The following is a 24,284-nucleotide window of genomic DNA, read 5'->3' on the forward strand; positions in this document are numbered from 1 at the left end:
GGTGCCCCGCCATGTTAGAGGGAGACGAACCTGACGATTTCCCGGACTCCCTGATGAAATATTTCCCTTGGAGTCAGCAGGCTAACGACAAGATGTCCCTCGGTTCCGAAGTCGTAGAAGTAGCCCGGATGGAGATAGATACCCGTCTGATCGAGCAGTGCAAGCGCCCACTCCTCGTCTGTCCTCACACTGGGGACACGGATTATTGCGGACCATCCGCCTTCAGAGTTGAGCATGGAGGCCGGCGACTCGGATCGGATTGCCTTTCGAAGGCACGCATAGTTGGATCGAATCCGCTCGAGGATGTTCGCCCGAACGCTCTCACCCGCTCGCACTATTTCAGGAAGGGCAACCTGTACCGGGGTGTTCACGGATAGGTACGTATCGCACACGATCTCAAGACGCTGCAACGCCTCCCCAGTTTCTGTCTCAGAACCACCCACAATAATCCATCCAAGTTTCAGTTGGGGAAGGCCCGCCATCTTCGAAATTCCGTTCAGAGTGAATGTCAGTGTATTTTCTTCGCCGGCCGTCGAGATGGGTTCGTGATTCGGATCGAGAGGATAATCGACGAACACTTCGTCCACGATGAGCGCAATCGAGTGTTCGAAAGCGATTTCTTTGAGAGCGCGGTACATCGATTCGTTCAAAAACATCCCGGTCGGGTTGTGCGGGTTGATAATGACCAGGCCTTTGGTGGAAGGGGTGATCGCCTCCCGCACGGAATCGAGATCGACGCTCCACGAGTGATCGTATGTCAGGCTGTACGGTGTGAGCCTGACGTCGTTCAGCTGCGCGAGGTGATCGAAGAGGGGATACGAGGGTTGGGGCACCAATATCTCCCCGCCGGGGTCGCAGAGGAGCCTGAACAATATCGAGTACGCCTCGCTCGTACTCGCGGTAAGGAAGATCCTGGACGGGTCCGCCTTACTTCCTTTTGATTCGTAATGCCGGGAGATCGTTTCGCGCGCGCTGAGAAGACCACGCGGGTCGGGTTCGTAGTGAAGGGCGCGGGAATTCGAAAGGGAATTCAGGATCTCAGTCCCGGGATAGGCGATTCCGCAGTCGGTGGGGTTGGAAAGGGTAAGATCGTACACCGGTTTTCCGCTTTTCCGGCGAGCCCCGAGGAGCATTGACAGGCTGTTTGGTTCGCGGTGCCACTCCGTACGACGGGAGAACTTCATCTGATTGGAAGTGTTACTCCACCCCGATCGCTTCGACCTTCTTCTTGGACATCCGCACCCGCTCGTTGTGGTCGAGATACCGTTTGCGAAGACGCAGAGACGCGGGAGTTACTTCGATATACTCGTCGTCGTTGATCCACTCGATAGCCTGTTCAAGCGTGTGGATGTTGGGGGGTTCGAGACGGATCGCCTCGTCCGCGCCGCTCGCCCGCATGTTCGTAAGCTGTTTCGTCTTGCAGACATTGACGATGATATCCTCGTCGCGGGCGTTCTCACCGACGACCATGCCCCGGTACACATGCGTCCCGGGTGCGATAAAAAAGGTGATGCGGTCCTGAAGCTTGAACATCGCATAGGCTGTCGCGACGCCGTCTTCCAGCTGTATGACCCCGCCTTTGTGCCTGGTGGCGAGATCGCCCTTGTAGGGTTCGTAGCCGTGGAAATTATGATGGAGGATGCCCGTCCCCTTGGTATCCGTCATGAATTCCGAACGAAACCCGAGCAACCCGCGCGCAGGCACGATGAATTCCAGCCTCGTGTTGCCGAGCGATTGCAGCATGGCCTTCATCACTCCCTTCCGGGATCCGAGGTTTTCGATGATGATGCCGACAAATTCGTCCGGCACGTCGATGATGACGTGTTCCATCGGCTCGCACATCACATCGTGGATGCGCTTGTAGATGACCTGGGGAGCCGAGACCTGAAACTCATATCCCTCACGCCGCATCGTCTCGATGAGAATCCCGAGATGAAGTTCTCCCCTGCCGCTCACCTTGAACGTATCTGGCGTGTCCGTGAGCTCCACCCGGAGGCTGACATTCGACCGGAGCTCTTTTGCAAGCCGCTCGCCGAGCGCGCGGGTGGTCACATATTTGCCTTCCTGGCCGGCAAAGGGGGAGTTGTTCACGATGAAGTTCATCGAGAGCGTTGGTTCCTCGATCGTAACGAAGGGGAGGGGAGCGGGGTCGGCGGCATCGGCGAGCGTCTCGCCGATCTCGACGTCTTCCATTCCTGCAATTGCGATAATGTCTCCGGCAGAGGCCTCCGTAACTTCGGTCCGCTTCAGTCCGGCGAACGTGTAAATTTTCGTAACCCGGGCGTCTTCCACGACCGCGTCGCGGTGGACGATCTTCATCGGCGATCCGAGACGTATGGTCCCGCGTTCGATGCGGCCGATCCCGAGCCTGCCGAGGTAGTCGTTGTAATCGATGGTTGTCACGAGCATCTGGAACGGAGATTCGGAATCGCCCGGGGGAGGCGGAATCCGGTTCACGATCGTCTCGAAGAGAGGAGCAAGATCCACCCCTGCGTCTTCAAGCTCGTACTTCGCGACACCCTGCTTCGCGATGGCGTAAATGGTCGGAAAGTCGAGCTGCTGGTTCGTGGCACCAAGAGAGAGAAACAGCTCGAAGATTTCGTCCAGCACGACATGAGAACGCGCGTCCTTGCGGTCGATTTTATTAATGACCACGATCGGCTGGAGGTTGAGCTCGAGTGATTTTTTCAGTACGAACTTGGTGCCCGGGAGCGGGCCCTCGGCGGCATCCACGAGCAGCAGCACGCCGTTCACCATCTTGAGCGTGCGTTCGACTTCCCCGGCGAAATCCGAGTGGCCCGGCGTGTCGACGATGTTGATCTTAATCTCTTTCGGCCCGTCCTTCGGCGTACGGGGCTTGTAGAAGACCGCGGTATTCTTCGCCAGAATCGTTATCCCGCGCTCGCGCTCCAGCTCGTTGGAATCCATGACCCGCTTGACAACTTCCTGGTTATCCCGGAATGTGCCTGTCTGGCGCAGCATATGGTCCACCAGCGTCGTCTTGCCGTGGTCAACGTGCGCGATGATTGCGATGTTTCGTATATCCTGTCGTTGGTTCATGTCATCATTCTCATGGTCTGGTGCGGCTTCGCTCCGCCCGGTTCTGGCAGTTCAGGAGGCCATTCTGAGGGGCCCCGGCAGCCGTTTTTTGGTTCAGCCTGCGAATTCGGCTGCGGTTACAACAAAAACGCCTCAAGCGATTGATTCTGCTCGAGGCATTCAGATTTGAATGTGTATAATTTACCACTTTTGAAGGAGATTTCCAAACCCCTTCGGGGGAAGGCGACGTCGGAGTTTCGTCCAACGTCGTCGTCCTGACTTGTTCCAGATCGGGATCTTTTTAAAAGCGTTTCAAGATGCTGACCTAAAGCATGTCAGCATGACGAGTTGGGGAGAACGACCGCCGAATAGTTACCGGATCAGGACAAGCTTCTGGACTTTGGTGAAGGTCCTCGCCGGATCTGCGAGGCTGACAGCCTGCAGACGGCAGAAGTAGACCCCGGTCGCGACGTTGGTTGCGTTCCAGGTTGCCGATTTGAATCCTGCAGGTTCCTCGCCGTGGGCGAGAGTCACGACCTCTTCTCCCAGCGCGTTGAATATTCTCAAATCGACCCTGCTGTCGACGGGCAACTGATAGGGAACGACCGTCTGCGGGTTGAACGGGTTCGGGTGGTTCGGGTCGAGTGCAAATGTCTTCGGGATTCGCGACTCTCCGGAAATTTTCAACATCAGGGTATCAGCCGGCGAGTTCACAACAGTATGTCCCGACTGGCCCAGATGAATCTTCTGCCCCGAGATGTTCAGCACTGCAAGCACGTCCCCGGAGTTCACGTCCCAACGGACCGTGATGGGATATTCCGCGGAGAGAATTCGGATCGGGAGAGTCCGCGCCTCTCTATCCCCGATAATCTCGCACTCGCGATTCGTCGCGTACCGTACGTCGAAGGCTCCGTCGGGAGGGTTGGGGGGGAGTTCAAAAATCCGTTGATCCGCCGGGAAACCGCTCTTGTGGCCGAAGTAAAGCGAGCGTGATCTTCCCGCCGCGTCGGTGATCGTGATGCTGGAGGCCCCGGCCAGCTGATCGGCTTGAGCCGGCTTCGGCAGAGCGCCCTCCGGTTGTCTGGTGAGAACCAGCTTACAATTGGCGCCCACCTTCACCCAGTACCCATGACCCGGAAGAATGCTATCCGGTTTGAAATAACCCTCCGCCGTATATCCGAACACCCGCGATGAGATCATCCCGTCCGGTATCGAGGAAAGCGTGACGGTGGGGACGCCGTACGAGATCGCACCGATCAGGTTCCATCCCTGGTAGGCCTGGATCGTGTCGGTCGTGATCGGCTGGCCGGTGAATATGAACATGGTGTCGCCGAGGTATTTCCAGTAGCCTTCTCCGGGGTTCAGCGTGTCCTTTATGAGATAGGTCCCGCGGAACCCGAACAGAACAGGCATGACGTAGCGGCAATAGGCATCGACGGGAACCGAAATGAGCTGCCACCGCGTGCCGAGCGTTGCGGAAACATTAATCTCGCTTCCGGGACCTCCCCCGACGCCGCTTACATGGACGGTCTCGGGAGTTGCGATTCCGTCGATGGTGAAAATAATATTGCCGTGTTTCTCTCCCTCGGTAAGGGGCGAGAACGTGACCGCGACATTGAGGCTCTCCGACGCCGTGATGAACGCGCTCGATCCTCCGGGAAGCACGAAATCGGAATCGTCGGAGACGATCGACTGGACGTGCACGTCGCCCAGGAACCGGAGGTTCTGGATGCTGATTGTCTTGGTCTGCCGGCAACCGACATGGATGGTATCATAGACGAGATCCGTCTTGTCGACGAGGGTGCCGGGTATGGCAAAGCCGGGTTCCAGGTCGTAGTCCATGACGTTCGATGCGTTGTCGGTGATTCTCACGCGAGCGGAGTAGTAGCCGACGCTGAGCGTCTCCGGCAGCGCGGCGAGGTAGGTCGAATCATGCGTAGACAGACTGAGCGGTATCCAGACGGGATTGCTCGACCTCCGGTACCAGACGCCGACGGAGTCGAGTCCCTGATCCGCCTTCGGAACCACCGCCAGCTGGTTCACCGGGAGGGAGTCGGGCAACTCGCCGTTCCGCAAGAACTGTAGCTTCTTGAATCTCGGGAGGATCGTGCCCTGATTGTTCGAATTTCCTTTCATCCTCGCCGCGGCGATCGCCTGCCTTGCGCCGACGTTGAACTGGTTGAAGAATACGTTGAACTCGTACGGACCGCCCGGCACCGTGAGCAGGGTGTCGAGATGGTACCGGGGCATGTTTTGTATGACCCCCGAATCGAGCGGGACCCCGTTCGTGGAGAGAGAATAGGTGAACGGGCCCGCGGTCCGGTCGCCGAGCGCATTGATAAAATAGCTGTCCGTCGCCACCTGAACGTCGAATTGCGTCCCCAGGTTGATGACCTTGCCCCCCCACATCGGCGCGGTGATACCGAGGGCATCCTGGAACTTGTTTCGATTGGAGACAAATTGCGAAGAACCGGAATAATACCCGGTCGTACTCCATGTGAACTTCATCGTGTCGGGCTGGCTGATGGAGCTGTATCCGGTGCGATGCAGAAGATTGTTGATGATGTCGAGCGTGTTTCTGGTCAGCCAGTGGGTCGCGTAGGGGAAGTTCTCCTCGCGGGGAGTGGGCAGATAATACGCAGCCAGGTTGAAAGGCGGCGAGAGAGTCCCGACCGTCGTCCCCAGGCCGAACGAAGGCGAGGAGAAGATAGAGCTCAGATAGAGCTTGTTCGTCGCCGATGGGACCTTGAACCTGTAGTCGACCCGTTTAAAATCGGAAGGATTGTTTTGAACCGTCAGATCGGTGCTGACGCCGTTACTGACCACATACGGGAATTCATAGATGTAATTCTGCCCGTTGAAAAATTCCGGGATCGCAGAAAGCTCATAAATGTAGTTTGTACTAAGGTTGGAGATGTATCGCCGTGTGTGGTTCTGGGGTCCGAACAGCGAGACACCGAACCTGGAGCGCCTGCTGACGATCGACTCGAGCTCGGTCCGCTTTCTGGTGATTTCATTCCCGTTGACATCCAGCATCCGGAGAGTCAGGAGGTGCGTGGCGTCCGTTGAGTGGATGCTCACCGTCGTAAAGCCGCCGACGTAGACCCCCTCGGTGATCACCATCTGCGAATCGACGTAAAAGTAAGTCGCAACATCGTAGGTATCCACCGGCACAAGGAGGCTTAGCCCGGTACCGATAAGGTTCGAGAAGGCCACGCTGAAAAACGCCGTGTCTCTGTTGTTGTGGATGATCACGAGAGTGGGCGGCACGTCGAAGGAGAGATTGAAGATCGGGCTCTTGACGAACGCGCAGGGAACCGTGAGATGTTCCGATGTCAGCGTCGATTGTACGATGACCTTGTTGATGTACGCCGGCGGATACGATGTCGGATAAGGATAGAGCGTGTTGTCGACCGTGAGCGTGACCACGACCGATGCGGAGTCGTCTATCGGGACCGCCACTGTGGACGGGCTTAACGAAATCGAAACGCCGCCCGGCGTCGCCGATTGAAGCGATAGCTGGAAGATTTCGGGCAGGGTCGTCGAATTGTAAATCTGGAGGGTCTCCTTGACCGTCCAGTTGTTCAGCGTCGTGATGTCCGAGCCGAAGCTCAACGTCGCCGGAGAGACCACGACACTCTCCTGGGCGGCATGGAAAACGTCCATGCGGCCGGTACCCTGAGTCCAGACATCGTACGAATCGTCGTGCGCCGTGTTCATGAGGCTCGCCTTGATCTCCTCGGCCGTCCAGGCCGGATGGAGCTCGCGCATCAGCGCCGCCGCTCCCGCGACGTGCGGAGTGGCCATCGATGTCCCGCTCTCCAGAAGGTACCCGCCCCCGAGCTTGGCGGAATTAATCGGATATCCGGGTGCGAGCAGATCGGGCTTGATCGCAAACAAAAGGCTGGAAGGCCCGCGAGAGCTGAAAAAGGCGATCACGTCGGTGTTGTTCACCGCCCCGACGGTCAGGGCTTTTCGCGCGCATCCCGGCGAATTGATCGTGTAGTATCCGGAACCGCTATTTCCCGCCGCCACGGCGCACACAACTCCGCCGGTCGTCGCATTATCGATCGCGTGGGAGAGCGCGTCGTTCGGGTTGCCCGATCCGCCGATGCTCAGATTGAGAACCGAGATTGGTGTCGGCGTCGAAGGATTGTTGTCCGGATCGAGGGCCAGGTTGACTCCGGCGATGATCTGGGAAAAGAGGCCTTGACCCGACTCATTAAGACACTTGAACGCCCACAAGTGCGCACCGAACGCGACGCCCCGAAGGTTGAGCGGAGGCGGCCCGTAGCCGGCGGCAATGCCGGCGACGTGCGTTCCGTGTCCGTTGTCGTCCATCGGATCGTTGTCGTTATTGACAAAATCATATCCCCCGACGACCTTTCCGTTCGGGATCGGACCGGCTCCGAGCGCTTCGTGAAGATAGTCGATCCCGGTGTCGATGATACCGATATCGATGCTGTCCGCATGCAGGCCGTACGTACTCCAGAGCTGCGGCGCTTCGATCAGGGCGTTGCTGGAGTCGTCGAAGGCTGTGACCGTTCCGTCTTCGCTGATCGTTTTGACGTAGGGGAGTTTTCTGATTACATCCAGCGCCCACCGCGGGGCGGTCAGAGCGACGCCATTCAGGGCAGTCGAGTATTCGTAGCGGATGGTCGAGGTATGATCCGCAAAAGTCGATCTTGATTTTTGCGGCGGGCTCGAGGTGATCCGCTGAAAGTCGGACCTGAACTGATCGTGGTTGCCTTGGATGGACGAAACTGCCGACTGTAACCGGGGCGCCGGGAATTTCTCCCTCAGATTGTGGAGAATGCTGATCGGGGGCGCGGTGAACTCCACAATCACGTTGACCATATCATCGCTCGAAATACCGAATGTCTGGAGCGTGCTGTCCCCTTTGGCGAGCGAGATGACTTTTGATCCCGGCTTGAACGACCTGATGGTGGGAGCGCCCGATGCGGTTCCGGTCTGAAAAAGAACACTCTCATCCGAAGGGGATACCGCTTCGCCCGGGTCGTTGGTCCGTTGGTAAATCGAATCGGACGACGCAAATCCACGGGGCGACTGGGCGGGAGCAAAAGAGCTGAAAGCAAAAAGAAGCAGATTGAACAAAATGTACCGAAGCCTCACATAACCCTCATCGTAGGTTTGAAAGGGTGGACATCTATTTATAACCCCACCGTGAAGGAGAGTGCGGGCGGACGGGATTATTCAATCATCGACAGTGTAACCTATGAGAATTGAAGGCAAATGTCAAGGGCTAGTTACCCCCACCTCCCCCTCCAACCCTCCCAAAAAGTGGATTTTTGAGGATTACCCCTTCGAGACGGCGCTACAAAATGCGTCAAATGAGCCGGTCAGGAGGGCGGCAACCTCCTGGGGACCGCGGACCTCGATATCCGAGCGGTGAATCATCTTCACAAGTTTTCCGTCGCGCAAGAGTGCGAACGAGGGCGAGGACGGCGGCATCCCGGTGAAGTAGGAGCGCGCTCGTTCGGTTGCCTCCCGGTCGCCGCTTGCAAACACGGTCGCGAAGGTATCCGGTTTCACCGGATGATTCATGGCCATCGCAAGTGCAGGGCGCGCAATTCCCCCGGCACAACCGCACACGGAGTTTACAAATACGAGCACGGTTCCCTTTCGGTTTCCCAGCAACTCATCGACTTCTTCCGGGGTTTGGAGGTCCTTCACCCCGAGCCTTGTCACCTCATTCTTAAACTGATGGACTAATATATCGTGCATTTTATGCCCCTTTGATTAGAACGTATGAGTGTTGATATCTTAATATAGGAAAAAATCGGGTCAAAGGGATGTTGCGTTCTGGCTCAAATTCCAGCGCCGAACCGAATAAACGCAGCCTAAAGGCTGCGGCTACCAAGCCCGAGGCGTCGGTAGGCGCGACCTTCAGGTCGCGTTGGCAAGCTGTCCGGGCGACGCATGCCTCGCGCCTATGGAATCGGAACGCCGCATTTTTACGCTAGTTGTTCCGCCGGTGCCTTCACGAACGAGGCGATCACGAGTCCAACAATCAGCCATCCGATGAGGGCGTCTGCCGCCATCGCCGTCGTATAATCGAGCGCATAGCCCATCCAATTCCATCCCGGAAGAAATGATCCGAGCGATATGAAAATGCCGAGGAGCCCGCAGAATGCGACACGCGCGACGAAGGTCGATCCGAGCGCAGTACTTCTGGAGAGAATCCATGCGGCAAGGAGAGCTGCAAGAATATCGATGATGAGTCCGCTGACAAACTGGCTCGTCATCATCTGCCCCATCCCTTGCGGATCGTAGATAATCAGGCCGACCGGACCCTGTTCCATCTTCTGAGTGTAGGCATCCATTCCCGGTTGACCCTGGGCCGGCATCGCAGGAAAGACATAGACGGCTTTTTCCCCGATGTTGGACTTGAGCGCGGCGATCGTCGCATCCTCGTTCGGAATAGCGTGAAGACTCGATTTGTGGAGGGGCAGGACGGTCCATGCAAGCGCGCTCCAGATGAAGAGAGCGATTCCGCCCACAATTCCGCCGATGAGGACTTTTTTCATGGCAATTCTCCTTGGTTGTAAAAGGTTGACCAATATATCGGGTTGGGGAGAGAGAGTCAACCCCGGTCCGGCGGCAGTCCGCACGGGCATTTTCCCGTCCGATTTCGTACGATTTATCGTACCCCAGGACTTCTGAACAATATTTTCCCGATTCATACGTCTACCCAGGTAAAGAAAGAAATCGTTCGTTGAATTCTACTGAGGAACAGGCGGACCGCAACGGTGCGATTGACCATGCGGTGAGGGAAGAGCGCCGACGGCTGTTCGACTTTATCCTCCGCCGGGTGCGATCCCGGGAGGATGCCGAAGACATACTGCAGGATGTTTACTACCAGTTGATTTCGAGCTACAGCGTGACCGAACCGATCGAAAGGCTGACTTCCTGGCTCTTCGCGGTCGCGCGCAACAAGATCATCGATTGGTACCGGAAGCGTAAACCCGGGAATTCGCTCTCGAAGAGTATCGCGGGTTCGGACGGAGAGTTTGAATCCTCGCTCCCGCTCAACCTGGAAGAGATCCTCTTCGATCCTGGAAATACCCCCGATCAGGCATACGCCCGGTCGACGGTCTGGACCGAACTCGCCGACGCGCTGGATGATCTCCCGGAGAATCAGCGGCAGGTGTTCGTCATGCATGAGTTGGAAGGGAAGAGCTTCAAAGAGATCGCCGAACTGACGGGCGAAGGGGTGAACACCCTGATCTCACGGAAACGGTATGCGGTCTTATTTCTGCGGGAACGGCTTCAAGAATTGTATCAGGAATTCGAACAACCATAAGAGGGAAGTGTATGAAAGCATGGTGGATGTTGAGGATCGGAAAATTCGTTGTCATGATGATCGTCGCCACGCTCGTCCTCGGCTTCGTGGTGATGGCGCTCTGGAACGCCTTGATCCCCGACCTGTTTGGCGGGCATCTGTTGACCTTCTGGCAGGCGGTTGGTTTGCTGCTGCTCTCTCATTTGCTCCTGAGGTCGTGGGGAATGGGCCGGCACGGCGGCGGGTGGCACCGGGAGCGATGGAGACGCCGGTTTGAGGAAAAACTTGCCTCCATGAGCCCCGAAGAGAGGGAGAAATTCAGGGAGGAATACAGACACCGGTGCGGTCCTTCGCACAAAGAAGAACCGGACCAGAAACAAGGATCGAAAATGTAAAATAAAGATCCCGACCTAAAACACGTCGGGATGACGAGCATAGATCAATTTCACGAAGGGAATGTGCAATGCCAAATCTCATTCAGTTCATGTCGACCAGCCAGGAGTCCAAACAGGAACACCCGGTTCAGGGATCGAACGGAGATCTCGCTCTCCTCGACGCATACTCCGCCGCAGTCACGAAGGTGGTGGACCGCCTTTCTCCGACAGTGGTCAAGATCGATGTGTCGCATCACGGACGAAGGCGGAGGGAGTATCAGGCACGGCGGCGCCCGGGCGGCCCGGAACAAATCACCGGAAGCGGCTCCGGCCTGATATTTACGCCTGACGGGTTCATACTCACCAACAGCCACGTCATACATCATGCCGCGGTTATCAATGTCACGCTCGCCGACGGGAGGGAGTTCAGAGGGGAGCTCGTCGGGGACGACCCGTTCACCGACATAGCGGTGATTCGGATCCACGCACAGGATCTGCCCGTCGCGGCTCTTGGAGATTCGCAGGGAATCCGGATCGGGGAGCTCGTGATTGCCATCGGCAACCCGTTCGGATTTCAGTGCACGGTGACGACGGGGGTTGTGAGCGCTCTCGGCCGTTCGCTTCACACCGGCGGCGGAAGATCGATCGACAACGTCATTCAGACGGACGCCGCCCTCAATCCGGGAAATTCCGGCGGACCACTGGTGAACTCGCGCGGTGAAGTCGTGGGGATTAATACGGCTGCGATCCCCTGGGGCCAGGGCATCTGCTTCTCGATCCCGGTCAATACCGCCAGGCTCATCGCGGGCTATCTGATGAAGGATGGAAAAGTCTCACGTGCGTACCTCGGCATTGCCGGCCAGGTTCTCGATCTCGCCCGAGGCGCCCTGCATGCGCACGCGCTTCCGGGATCTCGCGGCGTGATGGTTGCGCACGTCGAGCGCGGCGGTCCGGCGGAGAAAGCAGGCATTCTTGTGGGCGACGTGATCGTTCAGATCGATTCGAAGCGAGTTGAAAGCATCGACGACCTGCACAGGCATCTTACCGCAGGGATCGTGGGAAAAGAGACGCATCTCATCATCCTGCGGCTGGAGAAAAAGATCTCTCTTACTCTCGTGCCGGGAGAGCTTGTAGCGTCCTAACTTCACCCGGTGTCAACCGAGCTTTGGGCGAGCTTTGGGCGAACTTTGAACGGTGGCTCGGTGTTTACGTATCGCGGGCGTAATCTTCCCCCGCACACCGCGGGGGAAGATCCGCATACGGGGCAGGAAAACACCAAAAGGAGGAGGCGATGCCTGACTACAAGTATCTTATCGTTGGGGGCGGAATGACGGCGGACGCGGCCGTCAAAGGTATCCGGGAGATTGACGCGACCGGTTCCATCGGGATTATCGGGAGCGAACCGCATCCGCCGTACGACAGGCCGCCCCTTTCGAAGGCGCTCTGGAAGGGATCCCCGGTTGAGAAAATCTGGCGAACAACTCCCCCTGAAAATCTGCAAATCCATTCCGGGAAAACCGCAACGACCCTCGATCCGTCCACGAAAACGGTCGTCGATGATACCGGTACATCGTACAGGTACAGGACGCTGCTTCTCGCGACCGGTGGAACGGTGCGGAGGTTCCCCTGGAGTGTCGAGGGTATCATCTACTACCGCACGCTCGATGATTACACGAGGCTGAGGAAGGAGACGGAGCGGGGCAACACGTTCGCGGTGATCGGAGGAGGATTTATCGGGTCCGAAATCGCCGCCGCCCTTACCCTGAACGGCAAAAAAGTTACGATTATATTTCCGGATAATGGAATCGGCGCGAAGATCTATCCGCGGAAGCTCTCGCAATTCCTTAACACCTTTTATCAGTCGAAGGGTGTGGAAATCGTTCCGGGTGAGAGTGTCGCGGGAATAGAAGCGAACGGGGGTTCATTCTCGATCAGGACGAAGCAGGGGAAGGAATTCAAAGTCGACGGAGTCGTTGCGGGGATCGGGATCGAGCCGAATGTCGCGCTGGCAAATTCCGCGGGCTTGAAGGTCGAGAACGGGATCGTCGTCGACGAATATACGGCGACGTCGCAACCGGACATCCATGCGGCGGGAGACGTTGCGAATTTTTACAATCCCGCGCTCGAGACAAGAATGCGCGTCGAACACGAGGACAACGCGAATTCCATGGGTGCGGCCGCCGGAAGGAATATGGCGGGAGCCCGCCAGCCATATCACCATCTTCCGTTTTTCTATTCGGATCTGTTTGAACTGGGATATGAAGCCGTCGGAGACACCGATGCGCGGTTGGAAATGGTGGAGCAGTGGAAGGAGCCCTACCGCGAGGGCGTCGTCTATTATATCGGGGCTGGAAGGGTCCGCGGAGTTCTCCTCTGGAACACGTGGGATCAGGTCGAACATGCGCGGCGCCTGATCGCCGAGAAGGGTCCCTTTACGCCCGCCAATGTGAGAGGCAGGCTGCCGGCTTGATCTCCGGGGTTTGTTTAATGAGAGAGTTTCCCTACATTTTGTCCCATGAACGAACCGGAAGCGAAAATTTCCTCCTGGAAGGCATCGCTCAGCCCATTGAGCCAGCCGCTCTTCCGCGCGCTCTGGATCGCTTCGATCGTCTCCAACATCGGCACCTGGATGCAGGAGGTCGGAGAGGGGTGGCTGATGACGACGCTGACCACCTCACCCGCGCTTGTCGGACTCCTTGAGACCGCTGTAACCCTCCCCATGTTCCTTTTTTCGCTCCCCGCCGGGGCGCTTGCGGACATCCTCGACCGGCGGAGAATCCTCATTTTTACGCAGATCTGGATGCTTGTCGCGGCCGCCCTCCTCGGAGTTCTGGCGTTGACGGGCGGAGTCACCCCGGGAGTGCTGCTCCTTTTGTCCTTCTTCCTGAGTATCGGCGGAGCGATTAACGGGCCGGCGTGGCAGGCCTCCATTCCCGATATCGTGCCGAAGCCCGAGCTCTCCTCGGCGATCGCGCTGGGAAGCGTCGGTTTCAATCTCGCAAGGGCGGTCGGCCCTGCTTTGGGCGGACTTGTGATCGCCGCATCCGGACCCTGGGCGGCCTTCATCCTGAATGCGGTCTCATTTCTTGCCGTTATCGTCGTCCTGATACGCTGGCGGCGCGAACATCATGAAAGCATCCTTCCGGCCGAGCGTGTCATGGGGGCGATGCGGGCCGGCCTGAGGTATGTTCGGTTTTCACCCGTCCTGCAGTCAGTCCTCGTTCGCACCGGCGCCTTCATGATCTTCGCAAGCGCGATGTGGGCCACGCTCCCGTTCATCGCTCGTCACGAGATGGGACTCAGCGCGTTTCAATATGGAATGTTGATCGGCTCATTCGGCACGGGGGCAATCGCGGGCGCCGGAGTTCTCGCTTCCCTTCGGACGCGGATCTCAATCGACGCGGTTGTGCGGGTGTCGACACTCTGCTTCGCGGCGCTGATTCTGACGCTCGCCTTCGTCCGCAGTTTCTTTCCTGTCGCCGCTGCGATGTTCGTGGGCGGAATGGGTTGGATGTCGATGATGTCGAGCCTGACCACGGCCGCGATGCTCGCCTCCCCATCATGGGTGCGGGCCCGTTCGATGTCCCTCTACATCCTGGTCTTCATGGGTTGTTTCGCCGCGGGAGGAGCGTTATGGGGATTCGCCGGGAGCCACTTCGGAATGTCATCGACACTCTCCATCGCCGCGTTCGGTCTGATCGCGGGCCTCGCCGCAACCCTCCGCTACCGCCTCGCCTCCGACGGCAAAGTGGACCTCACTCCCTCGATGCACTGGCCCGCGCCGGAAGGTGTGTTTGAGCCCCATCCTGATGACGGACCGGTAATGATCACAGTGGATTACCGGATCAAACCGGAGAACGCGCCGGGTTTCTCCGCCGCGATACATGCGCTCGGCAAGGTTCGACGCCGGGACGGGGCGATCCAGTGGGGCGTGTTCACGGACCTCGAGGACCCCGAGAAGCATGTTGAAACGTTCATTGTCGAGTCGTGGGCCGAACACTTGCGGCAGCATGATCGCGTGACAATGGCGGACCGGGAGGTGGAGCTGAAGGCCCAATCCTTCCACTCAGGTCCTGCTGTACCCGAGGTCAGGCACTTGATTTACTCCAGCGAGGATCCGCCCACCGGCAGTTAAGTTCCTAAAAATCAGCACTTTACCCACCAAAGCCGTACCCCAATAATTTTCTTCTTGCGTCTGAAACAAAAAACCCATATACTACGTACAGAATATTAACACTGTTCATAAACTTATCACCACTCCGAGCATTATCATGACCATTGCCACCCGGAAAGAACGCCAGAAGGAGGAGATGAAAGGGCTCATTCTCGAAGCCGCGATGAAGCTCTTCGTTGAGGAGGGATTCGCAACCGTATCGCTCCGCCGTATTGCGGAAAAAATCGAATACAGTCCCTCGACGATCTATCTCTACTTCAAGGATAAAGACGAGATCCTCTACGCTCTGCACACGGAGGGATTCAACGAGCTCTATCGGCGCCAGGAGGCCATTCCGAAAACGAAGGATCCTCTGGAAAGAATACGCAAACACGGGGAGGTCTATATCAAGTTCGCGCTGGAGAATCACGAATACTACAATCTCATGTTCATCATGCGCAGCCCCGCAAGAAAATTCGAGAACGGGGAAGTATGGAACGTGGGATTGCGGTCTTACGAATTTTTCCGGAGAGATGTTCAGGCGGCGATCGACGCGGGAGTCTTTAAGCCCGCGCATCCGGACATTGCCGCGTTCTCCCTCTGGTCGCACGCGCACGGCATCGTCTCGTTGATCCTCCGGAACCGCTGCACGATGATGGACCAGCAGCAGCTCCCCGCGGTCGCCGAGCAAGCGCTTCATTTCGTGATTGACAATATGGCAGCCGGCTCGAACAAGCGTTCTCCCCGGCGTTAATCGTCTCTTTCTCAAGCAACCGATCTCATCCAAGGAGCAAGACGGAACCCATGAACAAAATTATCAGCACCCTTCTCGTGCATGCCCTGGCGGCTCTCCTGCATCCCAACCTGCTCTCCGCACAGCCGGCGCGCGCGCTCACGATCGACGAGGCGATCGGCATCGGCCTTGAAAACAGCAAGAGCCTGCACTCCTCCTCGATGAGAGTCCAGGCGGCCGATTCACGGTCCGGCGAGGCCCACGCCTCGCAATTGCCGACCCTGAGGGCGGCGGCAAACTACACGCGATTGAGCGACGTTCCGCCCTTCGTGGCGACCATACCCCAGGGCGCCTTCGGAACGAACTTCCCTCCGCAGGAGATATCGTTCCCGCTATCGCAGACGATCCTCAACAACTACGGGCTCCGCCTCACGGTGCAGCAACCCCTGTTCACAGGCATGCGGCTCTCGAGCGGTTCGGATATCGCGGAATACACCGCGCAGGCGACCGGAGAGGATTACAACAGAGACAAGTCCGACCTCATCTATAATATCCAGGGCGCGTACTGGAATCTCTACAAGGCCATCAAATTCAAGACGGTGATCGATACGAACGTTGCGCAGGTCAAGGCACACCTGAGGAACGTGCAAAATCTTGCCGCGCAGGGAATCGTCACGAAGGACGAGGTGCTCAGGGTCGACGTCCAGTTGTCCAATGCGGAACTGACGCAACTATCGTCCGGAAACAATGTCCGCCTCGCCTCGATCGCGCTGTGCAACCTGATCGGATTGCCGCTGACAAATGAAGTCAGCCCCGTCTCGGAGGTTCAACTCCGGCCCAACGGCGCCGGCGAACTCGACTCGCTGGTCCGGCAGGCGGTGGAGGCAAGGCCGGAAATAAAGGGAATGGAGTACCGGGTGAAGGCGTCTGAATCTGCCGTGACACTCGCGCGATCAGGATGGTTCCCGCAAATTTACCTGACCGGCAATTACTACTACGCGCGCCCGAACCAGCGCATCGTGCCGGCCGTCGATGAGTTCAGAGATACCTGGGACGTGGGAATATCGGCGTCGTTCGACATCTGGAATTGGGGCGCCACCATGCACCAGACGAGCGAGGCGCAGGCGCGTCTCTCCGAGGCGAACGACGGCCTCAGCCAGCTGAAAGATGCGATACATCTCGAAGTGACGCAGAGTTATCTGAGCATGAACGAATCGAGGGAGCGAATTGCGCTTGCGGAGAAAGGCGTCACGGAAGCCCGCGAGAGCTACCGGATCACCAACGAAAAGTTCAAGTCGGGGGTCGCTCTGAACTCCGATCTCCTCGACGCGGAAGCGGCGCTTCTGCAGGCCGGATGGAATCACATCCAGGCCCTCGTTGATCACGAGCTTGCCCAGGCGCGCCTCCAGCGCGCGGTGGGCGGCGCCCGATAGTTTGGAACACACAGATTACATTCCCGAGCATTCAACAAAGGGGCCGGTATGAAGAACCTAAGAGTATGGACAATAACGGTAGTCGTCATCGGAGCGGTGGTTGGGATCCTGCTCTATAATAAGTCCCGCATGGACGCCCGTTCGCGGAACGATATCCTCGCGTCGATCCCCGTTTCGGTGACGACGGTCGCCCTGCAGACGGCGGGAGACGAACGGACGCTGGTCGGGACTGTGACACCGAACAACGACGTCTCGATCGTCTCCGAGACGCAGGGGCGGGTCACGAAGGTGCTCGCCGAGATCGGAGACCGCAGGGCCGCGGGCTCGGTGATCGTCCAGGTGGACGACGAGCTGAAGCGCGCCAATTTTGCCACCGCGGAAGTCAATTACCAGAAGGCGAAACGGGATCTGGAGCGGTTCGAAAACCTCCTGAAGCAGGATGCTGCGACGGACCAGCAGGTGGAAGCGGCGCGTCTCGGTTGCAAGGCCGCCGAGGCGCAATTCATCACAGCCCGCCGGGAATACGGAGACACGAAAATCACCACGCCGATCTCCGGAACGGTCACCGCACGGCCTGTCAACATCGGGACGTACGTGCAAAAGGGAATGCCGGTCGCGAACGTGGTCGATCTTTCGACGCTGAGGGTGAAGATCAACGTTTCGGAAAAGGAAGTCTTCAGGCTCAAGCCGGGAGACGAGGTCCGGCTTACGACAGATGTCTATCCCGGGTTCGTCGCGAAGGCGAACATCTCGACGATCAGCGACAAGAGCGACGAATCGCACTCCTATCCGGTCGAGGTGCTGCTCTCCAACAGCCGGGAACACCCGCTTCGCTCCGGGATGTTTTGCCGGGTTTCGTTCGTATCGAAGGCCGGATCGGCGGCGCTGACAATTCCCCGCGAAGCGCTCGTCGGAAGCGTGAAGAACCCCCAGGTGTTCACTGTCGCAAACGGCAGGGCATCGCTCCGCGACGTCCTCGTTGCGGCCGAGATCGGCACTCAACTCATCGTCTCGAAAGGGCTCTCGGCGGGCGACAAGGTTGTGGTTTCCGGCCAGAATAATCTCGTCGACAGCGCCGCGGTCACCATTATCAATTAGGACTCCCATGACACTCACAGAACTATCCATCAAACGGCCGACGCTCATCGTCGTCATCTTTTCGGCGCTCGCAGTGGTGGGGATCTTCAGCTATACGCAACTGAAGTACGAGCTTCTCCCGAAGATCACTCCCCCCTGGATCACGATCATCACCGTTTATTCCGGCGCGTCGCCGAACGAGGTCGAAACGTCGGTGACGAAGCTCGTGGAGGATGCCGTCTCGGGCGTCGACAAGGTCAAAACAGTCTACGGGACCTCGCAGGAAGGGGTCTCCATCGTCTCGCTCGAGCTCGAGATGAGCGCGGATATCGACGTCGCGCTCCAGGATGCGCAGAGAAAAATCAGCGAAGTGGGGTCCCGGTTCCCCGAAGGGGTGAAAACCCCGAGCCTCACAAAATTCGCCCTCGACGAGCTGCCGGTTCTCCGGCTCGGCGCGACTGCGAACATGCCTTCGAGAGACTTCTTTCAGATGGTGAGCGACCGGATCCAGCCGCGTCTGGCGAAACTCGCGGGGGTCGGCCAGATCACGCTGGCCGGAGGAGACGAGCGCGAGATCAGGATCAATGTCGACCCGCAGAAGCTCCGCTCCTCAGGACTCTCGCTGCTCCAGGTGACGCAGCTGATCAAGTCTTCAAACCTCGATTTTCCGACGGGCAAAATCGAGCAAGGAGACGTGCGCTATGTGGTGCGTCTTGCCGGGAAATTCAAGTCGATCGACGATATCCGCCGCCTCGTGGTCGGGCAATCGAGACAGGGGACCGCCGTCCATCTTTCCGACATCGCGGAGGTGGAAGACGGCCAGAAGGAATATTCCAGCATCAGCCGGATCAACGGCAAAACGTCAATCGCGATCCTGGTCCAGAAACAGGGGGAGGCGAACGCCGTCGAGGTGAGCTCGGTTGTGCGGAACGAACTGAAAAAAATCGAAGCGGATTACGCGGACAAGCACCTCAAGTTTGAGATCGCCCAGGACGGGTCGACGTTCACGATCGACGCAGCGGATGCTGTGAAGCACGATCTCCTCTTGGCGATCTTTTTTGTCGCGATCGTGATGCTGGCATTCCTGCACAGCATCAGGAACTCGCTCATCGTGATGGTGGCGATCCCCGCTTCGCTCGTGTCGACGTTGATCGGGATGTACGCGGCGGGATTTACCCTCAACCTGATGACGCTTCTCGGAATGTCGCTGGTGATCGGGATCCTGGTCGACGACTCGATCGTCGTTCTCGAAAATATTTACCGGCACCTCGAAAAGGGGGAGGATCGCCGGGTGGCCGCGCTGAAAGGCCGGAACGAGATAGGCTTTGCCGCTCTCTCGATCACGCTTGTCGATGTGGTCGTATTCGTCCCGCTCGCGCTGGTCTCGGGGCTCGTCGGAAATATCATGCGGGAATTTGCCCTGGTGGTGGTGTTCTCGACCCTGATGAGCCTGTTCGTGTCGTTCACCGTCACGCCGCTGCTCGCTTCGCGGTTCACCAAAGTGGAGCGGTTGACGAAGGATTCGATCCTCGGCAGGTTCGCTCTCTGGTTTGAGAAAGTCTATGAGGGGCTGACTGAACGGTATCTCGCCGTCCTGAAATGGGGTTTGCAAAACCGGGGAAAGGTGGCGTTGATGACGCTGGCGCTTTTTGTCGGCTCGCTGATGCTCGTGCCCTTCGGCTTTATCGGATCGGAGTTCATGACGCCCGTCGATCGGGGGGAGTTTACGGTGACGCTTGAGCTTCCCACAGGTTCGACGCTCGACCACACCAACCACGTCACGCAGGATGTCGAGCGATTCGTCTCGGAGATCCCCGAGGTGAAAAAGACCTTCGTGAACGTCGGCGTTTCGACCGAGGGGTTTGTCGGGCAATCCTCGAATTATGTCTCCGAATTGAACGTGGCCCTGGTTCCCAAGGACGAACGGAGCCGTACGACCGACGAGATCAGCGACCAGATCAAGAGCTGGGTGCAGCAGGTCCCCGGCGTGAAGGTGCGCGTAAGTCCGATCGGGATTTTTGGAACCGCCAACCAGTCGCCGATCATGCTCGTGGTGAGCGCGCCCGAGTATGACGACGCCCGTAAAGCGGCTGCCCTGATCGAAGGTGTCGTGAGAAAAATCCCAGGGACCGCGGACGTTCGCCTCTCCTCGGAAGAAGGCAAGCCTGAAACGCGCGTCGAGATCGATCGCGAGAAGCTCGCCGAGCTCGGGCTTACCCTCGGAGAAGTCGGCGCAGGGCTGCGGATCGCCTTCAACGGGGACGACGAGTCGAAATTCCGCGACGGAGCCAACGAGTATCCGATCCGGGTGGTCCTCGACCAGTTTGACCGCGCCCGGAAGAGCGATATCGAAGACCTCCCGTTCGTCAACCGGAAAGGGGAGACGATCGCGCTCAAGCAATTCGCGAGCGTCGACATGAGCAAAGGCCCCTCGAAATTGCAACGGCAGAACCGGAACTACTCCGTCAACGTTTTTTCGCAGGCTGTCGGCAGGCCCTCCGGCACGATCGTTGCGGATATCAGGACGCAGCTTGCCAAAACCGCGTTGCCCCCGGGCGTGGAAGTCACCTACTCGGGAGACGAGCAGAACCGGCAGGAGGGCTTCTCCAGCCTCCTCCTCGCGATGGTCGCCGCGATCCTGTTCGTATTCATGATCATGGTGGCGCTCTATGATTCGTACATTTACCCGTTCGTGGTCCTCTTCTCGATCCCCGTGGCGGTGATCGGCGCGTTCCTCGCGCTGGCGCTCACGATGAAGTCGTTGAGCATCTTTACACTTCTCGGGATCATCATGCTGATAGGACTCGTCGGGAAGAACGCCATCCTGCTCGTCGACCGGACGAACCAGATGCGCCGCGAGCAGAACTTGAGCGTGTTCGACGCCTTGATGGAGGCGGGCCAGACACGGTTGCGTCCCATCCTGATGACCACCGCCTCGATGATTGTCGGCATGATGCCGATCGCCACAAGCCTCAGTTCCGGATCCGAATGGAAATCCGGTCTCGCCTGGGCGCTCATCGGCGGCCTCGTGAGTTCGCTTCTCCTGACGCTTGTGCTCGTTCCCGTCGTCTATTCCAAAGTCGACGAATGGCGCGAGACGGTGCCGGCGTTCATCGCGAGACTCTTGAAGAAGCTCCGCGCACTCCGGACCGGTACAGCCGTTGGTTCAAAGCCGGCTGCGGGCGTGGAGTTGGAAGGAAACCGTGCGGGGACCTCCGCTGTTTGAGTATTGGCAGGCCGTACACGTTCAGATTTGACAAGGTGAAGGCGTGGTAACCAGAAGGAATTTCATGACAACAGTCGGATTGGGAATGCTCGCCCCCGGGGAAGTCATTGCGCAGGCGCGCAAACGCAAATGGTTTCCGTTCTCGTTCCTGTTCAGCTCGGTCGACACCGAGCCCGCACAGTTTCATCCCGATCCGAAGAGCTGGGATGATTCGACCATCACCGCGGCATGGATCGGCCACGCGACGGTCCTGATCAATTTCTACGGAACGAAGATCATCACCGACCCGGTCTTCTCATCGAGAGTCGGCCCCAGCTTCATCCGGCTCGGAACATTCGGCCCCAAACGGCTCGTGGCGCCCGCGCTCCGGATCGAGGAACTTCCTCCTCTCGATCTCATCCTTCTTTCCCACGCCCATTTCGATCATCTCGACCTCGCGACACTCCGGCGGATGGGCAGGCACGTGCCGATCATCATGGCCAAGAACACATCGGATATCCTGGACGATCTCGGGAACAAGCAAGTGCGCGAGCTGGATTGGGGAGAGAAGACCACGATGGGAGATCTGACGGTCGAGGGACTGAAGGTGAACCACTTCGGCTGGCGGTATCCGTGGGAACAGGATCGCTCGAGGGGAAATCAGGATGGACGAAGCTTCAACGGGTATTTGCTATCCAAAAACGGCCACCACATCGTATTCGGGGGCGATACCGCCTACCAGGAACACTTCAAAGCCCTCGCGAATCGCCAAATTGCTCCCGATCTTGCCATCCTCCCGATCGGCGCCTATGATCCCTGGATCTTCGTCCACGCGAATCCCGAGCAGGCGGTGGCGATGGCGAATCACATGGGCGCAAAATCGATTCTCCCCGTCCACTGGCACACATTCACTCTCAGCAACGAACCGATCGACGAGCCGATCGAGCGGTTGAACCAGGCGCTCAGCATGCATTCTCCACAGCTTGCCCTTGATGCGATCGGCAAGACGTGGAAACAGTCAGGCTAAATTCCCGTCACCACAATTGTCGCGATGTAATCACCCGGGTCGATCTGCACAGGCGCATGGGGATACGGCTTGAGATCCACCAGTTGGATCTCATACTGGGAATAGTGGATCAGCTTCGGATCGAGATAGGTATTGATCGTGGCTGGTGTGGCCGGCTGGCCTGAATCTCTCAGCTCGAACACGAGCTCGGCGTTCCCCGCCCAGATACAACGCGCATTGTCCGGACAACGGGAGTCTTCCGTTACACCCTTGAATGTAATTGTGAAGTGGGTGCCCTGGAGAACCGCTTCCTGATTCACCCGCAGGGTGAATTGGCGGTCCAGGGTGACGGTGTTGGGGACGATCAGCTGGTTCTCACTGCAACTCGCAGCGAGTAACGCCAAGAGAATGACGAGTTTTTTCACAACCTCCTCCTTCCCGGCGACTTGTCGGGTCGAACTTCCGTGCAGCGCCTCCTCGAAAGAATTATAATATACCCCAAAACCAAAAACAACTCATTACGCGACCTGAAGGTCGCGCCTACCCACGCCTCGGGCTTGGTAGCCGCAGCCTTTAGGCTGCGTTTTTTCAGTCTACCCGTTCTACAACGCCGTCCGCGCCGCCTTATACCATGGAAGCTGCTCTTCCCGGAGGATATTGACCAGATAGACTCCTATCAGAATCATGCAGCCCCCCCAGAGGGAATCCAGCGTCAGACGTTCATCCAGAATCAGCCAACCCAGAGAAACCGCGACAACCGGCGTAGCCACCGGGATGATAGACGCCTCGATGACGCTCACACGCTTGATGACCCACATGTACACGGCGAACGCAACCGCGGAACCCAAAGTCCCAAGATAGAAAATGCTTCCGATTCCCTTGGCGGTAAATTGCAGTTCTGAGACATTCTCGGTTACAAGGCCGATCGCCGATAAGAACACCGCGATGAACGCCATCTGTACGGTCGTGTTCGCCACGGCGTCGATCTCGTTCGCATGTTTCTTGGCGTAGACGCTGAAGATCGCGCCGAAGAGGGCCGCAAGGATAATCGCCACGTCTCCCATCCATGAATCCTGGGCGCTGCCGATATCCCGCATGAAGATGATAACCACTCCCGCGAAGCTGATGATGATTCCAAGGACCTTCAACCAGGTTGTGCGGTGTTCATCGAGCATGACGTAACCGCAGAGGATCACAAAGAAGGGCATGGTGGCGAAGAGGATCGCCGCCATTGCGGAGTGAATATACTGCTCCCCCCAAAACACCAGCGCGTAGTCAAGCATCTGGAAAAACCCGAGCACCAGCATCACTTTCCATGCGGTCCGGTCTTTGGGAAAAGGGATCCCCCGAATGCGCATGAATCCGTACAACAGGACGGTCGCGATCGTGAACCGCATGCCCGCGAACAGAAAAGGGGGCAGCGTCTCCAGTCCGATTTTGATCGCCAGCCAGGTTGATCCCCAGATGAGGGTGCAGACGAGAATCCCCAGCAGAGGCAGGTAGCTTTTTTTCACGGAATCTGCGCCGATGGCCGCGGCCTCCTATCTTCCTTCGTATGCACGTTCCAGCTTTTCGATGTCAAACTTTTTCATCTTGAGAAACGCCTGGGTAAGGCGCGAAATCTTTTCCTTGTCCCCGGAGCTCAGCATCTTGTCCATTACCGTAGGGACGATTTGCCACGACACGCCAAACTTATCCTTGAGCCAACCGCACTGTTCCGACGCGGGAACCGCGGAGAGATTCTCCCAGTAGTGGTCGATCTCTTTCTGGGTTTCGCATCGCACGATGAAGGAGATCGCTTCGTTAAAAATAAAATCATGCGGTCCGGAACTGTCCATCGCCATGAAAAGCTTCCCGGCAAGCGTAAACCGGGAGTGTTTTATGAATCCCTCCTTGTCGCCCTCATCTTTCGTATACGGCACGACCATCCCTATGTTGGAATTTGGGAAGATGCGCGTATA

18 protein-coding genes are annotated in these 24,284 nt (G+C 57.9%); 10 read left to right on the forward strand and 8 right to left on the reverse strand.

Annotated elements, in window-relative coordinates; genetic code table 11:
- Window positions 1–14: 14 nt before the first annotated feature.
- The 5 genes from VI215_05145 to VI215_05165 form a co-directional block, all read right to left on the reverse strand.
- Window positions 15–1,097 carry a pyridoxal phosphate-dependent aminotransferase gene (locus tag VI215_05145; GenBank protein ID HEY6191699.1) on the reverse strand — a complete coding sequence of 361 codons (1,083 nt, stop codon included), beginning with the start codon at window positions 1,095–1,097 and terminating at the stop codon, window positions 15–17.
- 100 nt (window positions 1,098–1,197) lie between these two features.
- Complete coding sequence (typA, locus tag VI215_05150; GenBank protein ID HEY6191700.1) at window positions 1,198–3,060, reverse strand: translational GTPase TypA; 1,863 nt, start codon at window positions 3,058–3,060, stop codon at window positions 1,198–1,200.
- A gap of 351 nt (window positions 3,061–3,411) precedes the next feature.
- Window positions 3,412–8,172, reverse strand: coding sequence for a S8 family serine peptidase (locus tag VI215_05155; protein ID HEY6191701.1), 4,761 nt, complete (start codon window positions 8,170–8,172; stop codon window positions 3,412–3,414).
- Window positions 8,173–8,355: 183 nt separating this feature from the next.
- Window positions 8,356–8,784, reverse strand: a complete 429-nt coding sequence (locus tag VI215_05160; protein ID HEY6191702.1) for a BrxA/BrxB family bacilliredoxin — start codon at window positions 8,782–8,784, stop codon at window positions 8,356–8,358.
- 230 nt (window positions 8,785–9,014) lie between these two features.
- Window positions 9,015–9,587, reverse strand: coding sequence for a hypothetical protein (locus tag VI215_05165; GenBank protein ID HEY6191703.1), 573 nt, complete (start codon window positions 9,585–9,587; stop codon window positions 9,015–9,017).
- A 188-nt stretch (window positions 9,588–9,775) separates the two neighbouring features.
- Here VI215_05165 and VI215_05170 point away from each other — a divergent pair, with 188 nt between their 5' ends.
- The 10 genes from VI215_05170 to VI215_05215 all read left to right on the forward strand — a co-directional run bounded on the left by VI215_05170 (window position 9,776) and on the right by VI215_05215 (window position 22,344).
- The gene (locus VI215_05170) at window positions 9,776–10,363 is read left to right on the forward strand and encodes a sigma-70 family RNA polymerase sigma factor (protein HEY6191704.1); all 588 of its coding nucleotides are present in this window, start codon (window positions 9,776–9,778) and stop codon (window positions 10,361–10,363) included.
- An 11-nt stretch (window positions 10,364–10,374) separates the two neighbouring features.
- A complete protein-coding gene (locus tag VI215_05175; protein ID HEY6191705.1) occupies window positions 10,375–10,737 on the forward strand; it encodes a hypothetical protein in 363 nt (120 codons plus the stop codon).
- 68 nt (window positions 10,738–10,805) lie between these two features.
- Window positions 10,806–11,858 carry a trypsin-like peptidase domain-containing protein gene (locus VI215_05180; protein HEY6191706.1) on the forward strand — a complete coding sequence of 351 codons (1,053 nt, stop codon included), beginning with the start codon at window positions 10,806–10,808 and terminating at the stop codon, window positions 11,856–11,858.
- A 149-nt stretch (window positions 11,859–12,007) separates the two neighbouring features.
- Window positions 12,008–13,186 (forward strand): FAD-dependent oxidoreductase, encoded by a 1,179-nt coding sequence (locus VI215_05185; protein HEY6191707.1) that lies wholly within the window; start codon window positions 12,008–12,010, stop codon window positions 13,184–13,186.
- Window positions 13,187–13,231: 45 nt separating this feature from the next.
- Window positions 13,232–14,851, forward strand: a complete 1,620-nt coding sequence (locus VI215_05190) for an MFS transporter (GenBank protein HEY6191708.1) — start codon at window positions 13,232–13,234, stop codon at window positions 14,849–14,851.
- 136 nt (window positions 14,852–14,987) lie between these two features.
- The gene (locus tag VI215_05195) at window positions 14,988–15,623 is read left to right on the forward strand and encodes a TetR/AcrR family transcriptional regulator (protein HEY6191709.1); all 636 of its coding nucleotides are present in this window, start codon (window positions 14,988–14,990) and stop codon (window positions 15,621–15,623) included.
- A gap of 50 nt (window positions 15,624–15,673) precedes the next feature.
- Window positions 15,674–17,035, forward strand: coding sequence for a TolC family protein (locus VI215_05200; protein ID HEY6191710.1), 1,362 nt, complete (start codon window positions 15,674–15,676; stop codon window positions 17,033–17,035).
- Between the two features lie 48 nt (window positions 17,036–17,083).
- Entirely contained in the window at window positions 17,084–18,133 is a 1,050-nt protein-coding gene (locus VI215_05205; GenBank protein ID HEY6191711.1) for an efflux RND transporter periplasmic adaptor subunit, read from the forward strand.
- 7 nt (window positions 18,134–18,140) lie between these two features.
- Entirely contained in the window at window positions 18,141–21,338 is a 3,198-nt protein-coding gene (locus VI215_05210; protein ID HEY6191712.1) for an efflux RND transporter permease subunit, read from the forward strand.
- Window positions 21,339–21,402: 64 nt separating this feature from the next.
- Window positions 21,403–22,344 carry an MBL fold metallo-hydrolase gene (locus VI215_05215; GenBank protein HEY6191713.1) on the forward strand — a complete coding sequence of 314 codons (942 nt, stop codon included), beginning with the start codon at window positions 21,403–21,405 and terminating at the stop codon, window positions 22,342–22,344.
- On the opposite strand, the gene VI215_05220 is transcribed toward VI215_05215, so the two are convergent.
- The 3 genes from VI215_05220 to VI215_05230 form a co-directional block, all read right to left on the reverse strand.
- Window positions 22,341–22,748 carry a hypothetical protein gene (locus tag VI215_05220; protein HEY6191714.1) on the reverse strand — a complete coding sequence of 136 codons (408 nt, stop codon included), beginning with the start codon at window positions 22,746–22,748 and terminating at the stop codon, window positions 22,341–22,343. The two genes, VI215_05215 and VI215_05220, sit on opposite strands and share 4 nt — an antisense overlap.
- Window positions 22,749–22,925: 177 nt before the next feature.
- Window positions 22,926–23,837, reverse strand: a complete 912-nt coding sequence (locus VI215_05225) for an EamA family transporter (GenBank protein ID HEY6191715.1) — start codon at window positions 23,835–23,837, stop codon at window positions 22,926–22,928.
- Window positions 23,838–23,864: 27 nt separating this feature from the next.
- A partial coding sequence (locus tag VI215_05230) for a VOC family protein (GenBank protein ID HEY6191716.1) occupies window positions 23,865–24,284 on the reverse strand: 420 nt, incomplete at its 5' end.

This window comes from Bacteroidota bacterium, from assembly GCA_036522515.1.
In the GTDB taxonomy this organism is placed as follows: Bacteria; Bacteroidota; Ignavibacteria; order UBA10030; family SZUA-254; genus VBOC01.

Excerpts from the sequence above, each read along its gene's own strand:
- VI215_05175 (HEY6191705.1), top strand. The coding sequence starts at position 10,375 with ATGAAAGCATGGTGGATGTTGAGGATCGGAAAATTCGTTGTCATGATG.
- VI215_05165 (HEY6191703.1), bottom strand. The coding sequence starts at position 9,587 with ATGAAAAAAGTCCTCATCGGCGGAATTGTGGGCGGAATCGCTCTCTTC.
- VI215_05190 (HEY6191708.1), top strand. The coding sequence starts at position 13,232 with ATGAACGAACCGGAAGCGAAAATTTCCTCCTGGAAGGCATCGCTCAGC.
- VI215_05200 (HEY6191710.1), top strand. The coding sequence starts at position 15,674 with ATGAACAAAATTATCAGCACCCTTCTCGTGCATGCCCTGGCGGCTCTC.
- VI215_05210 (HEY6191712.1), top strand. The coding sequence starts at position 18,141 with ATGACACTCACAGAACTATCCATCAAACGGCCGACGCTCATCGTCGTC.
- VI215_05180 (HEY6191706.1), top strand. The coding sequence starts at position 10,806 with ATGCCAAATCTCATTCAGTTCATGTCGACCAGCCAGGAGTCCAAACAG.
- VI215_05195 (HEY6191709.1), top strand. The coding sequence starts at position 14,988 with ATGACCATTGCCACCCGGAAAGAACGCCAGAAGGAGGAGATGAAAGGG.
- VI215_05185 (HEY6191707.1), top strand. The coding sequence starts at position 12,008 with ATGCCTGACTACAAGTATCTTATCGTTGGGGGCGGAATGACGGCGGAC.
- VI215_05205 (HEY6191711.1), top strand. The coding sequence starts at position 17,084 with ATGAAGAACCTAAGAGTATGGACAATAACGGTAGTCGTCATCGGAGCG.
- typA (HEY6191700.1), bottom strand. The coding sequence starts at position 3,060 with ATGAACCAACGACAGGATATACGAAACATCGCAATCATCGCGCACGTT.
- VI215_05215 (HEY6191713.1), top strand. The coding sequence starts at position 21,403 with ATGACAACAGTCGGATTGGGAATGCTCGCCCCCGGGGAAGTCATTGCG.
- VI215_05160 (HEY6191702.1), bottom strand. The coding sequence starts at position 8,784 with ATGCACGATATATTAGTCCATCAGTTTAAGAATGAGGTGACAAGGCTC.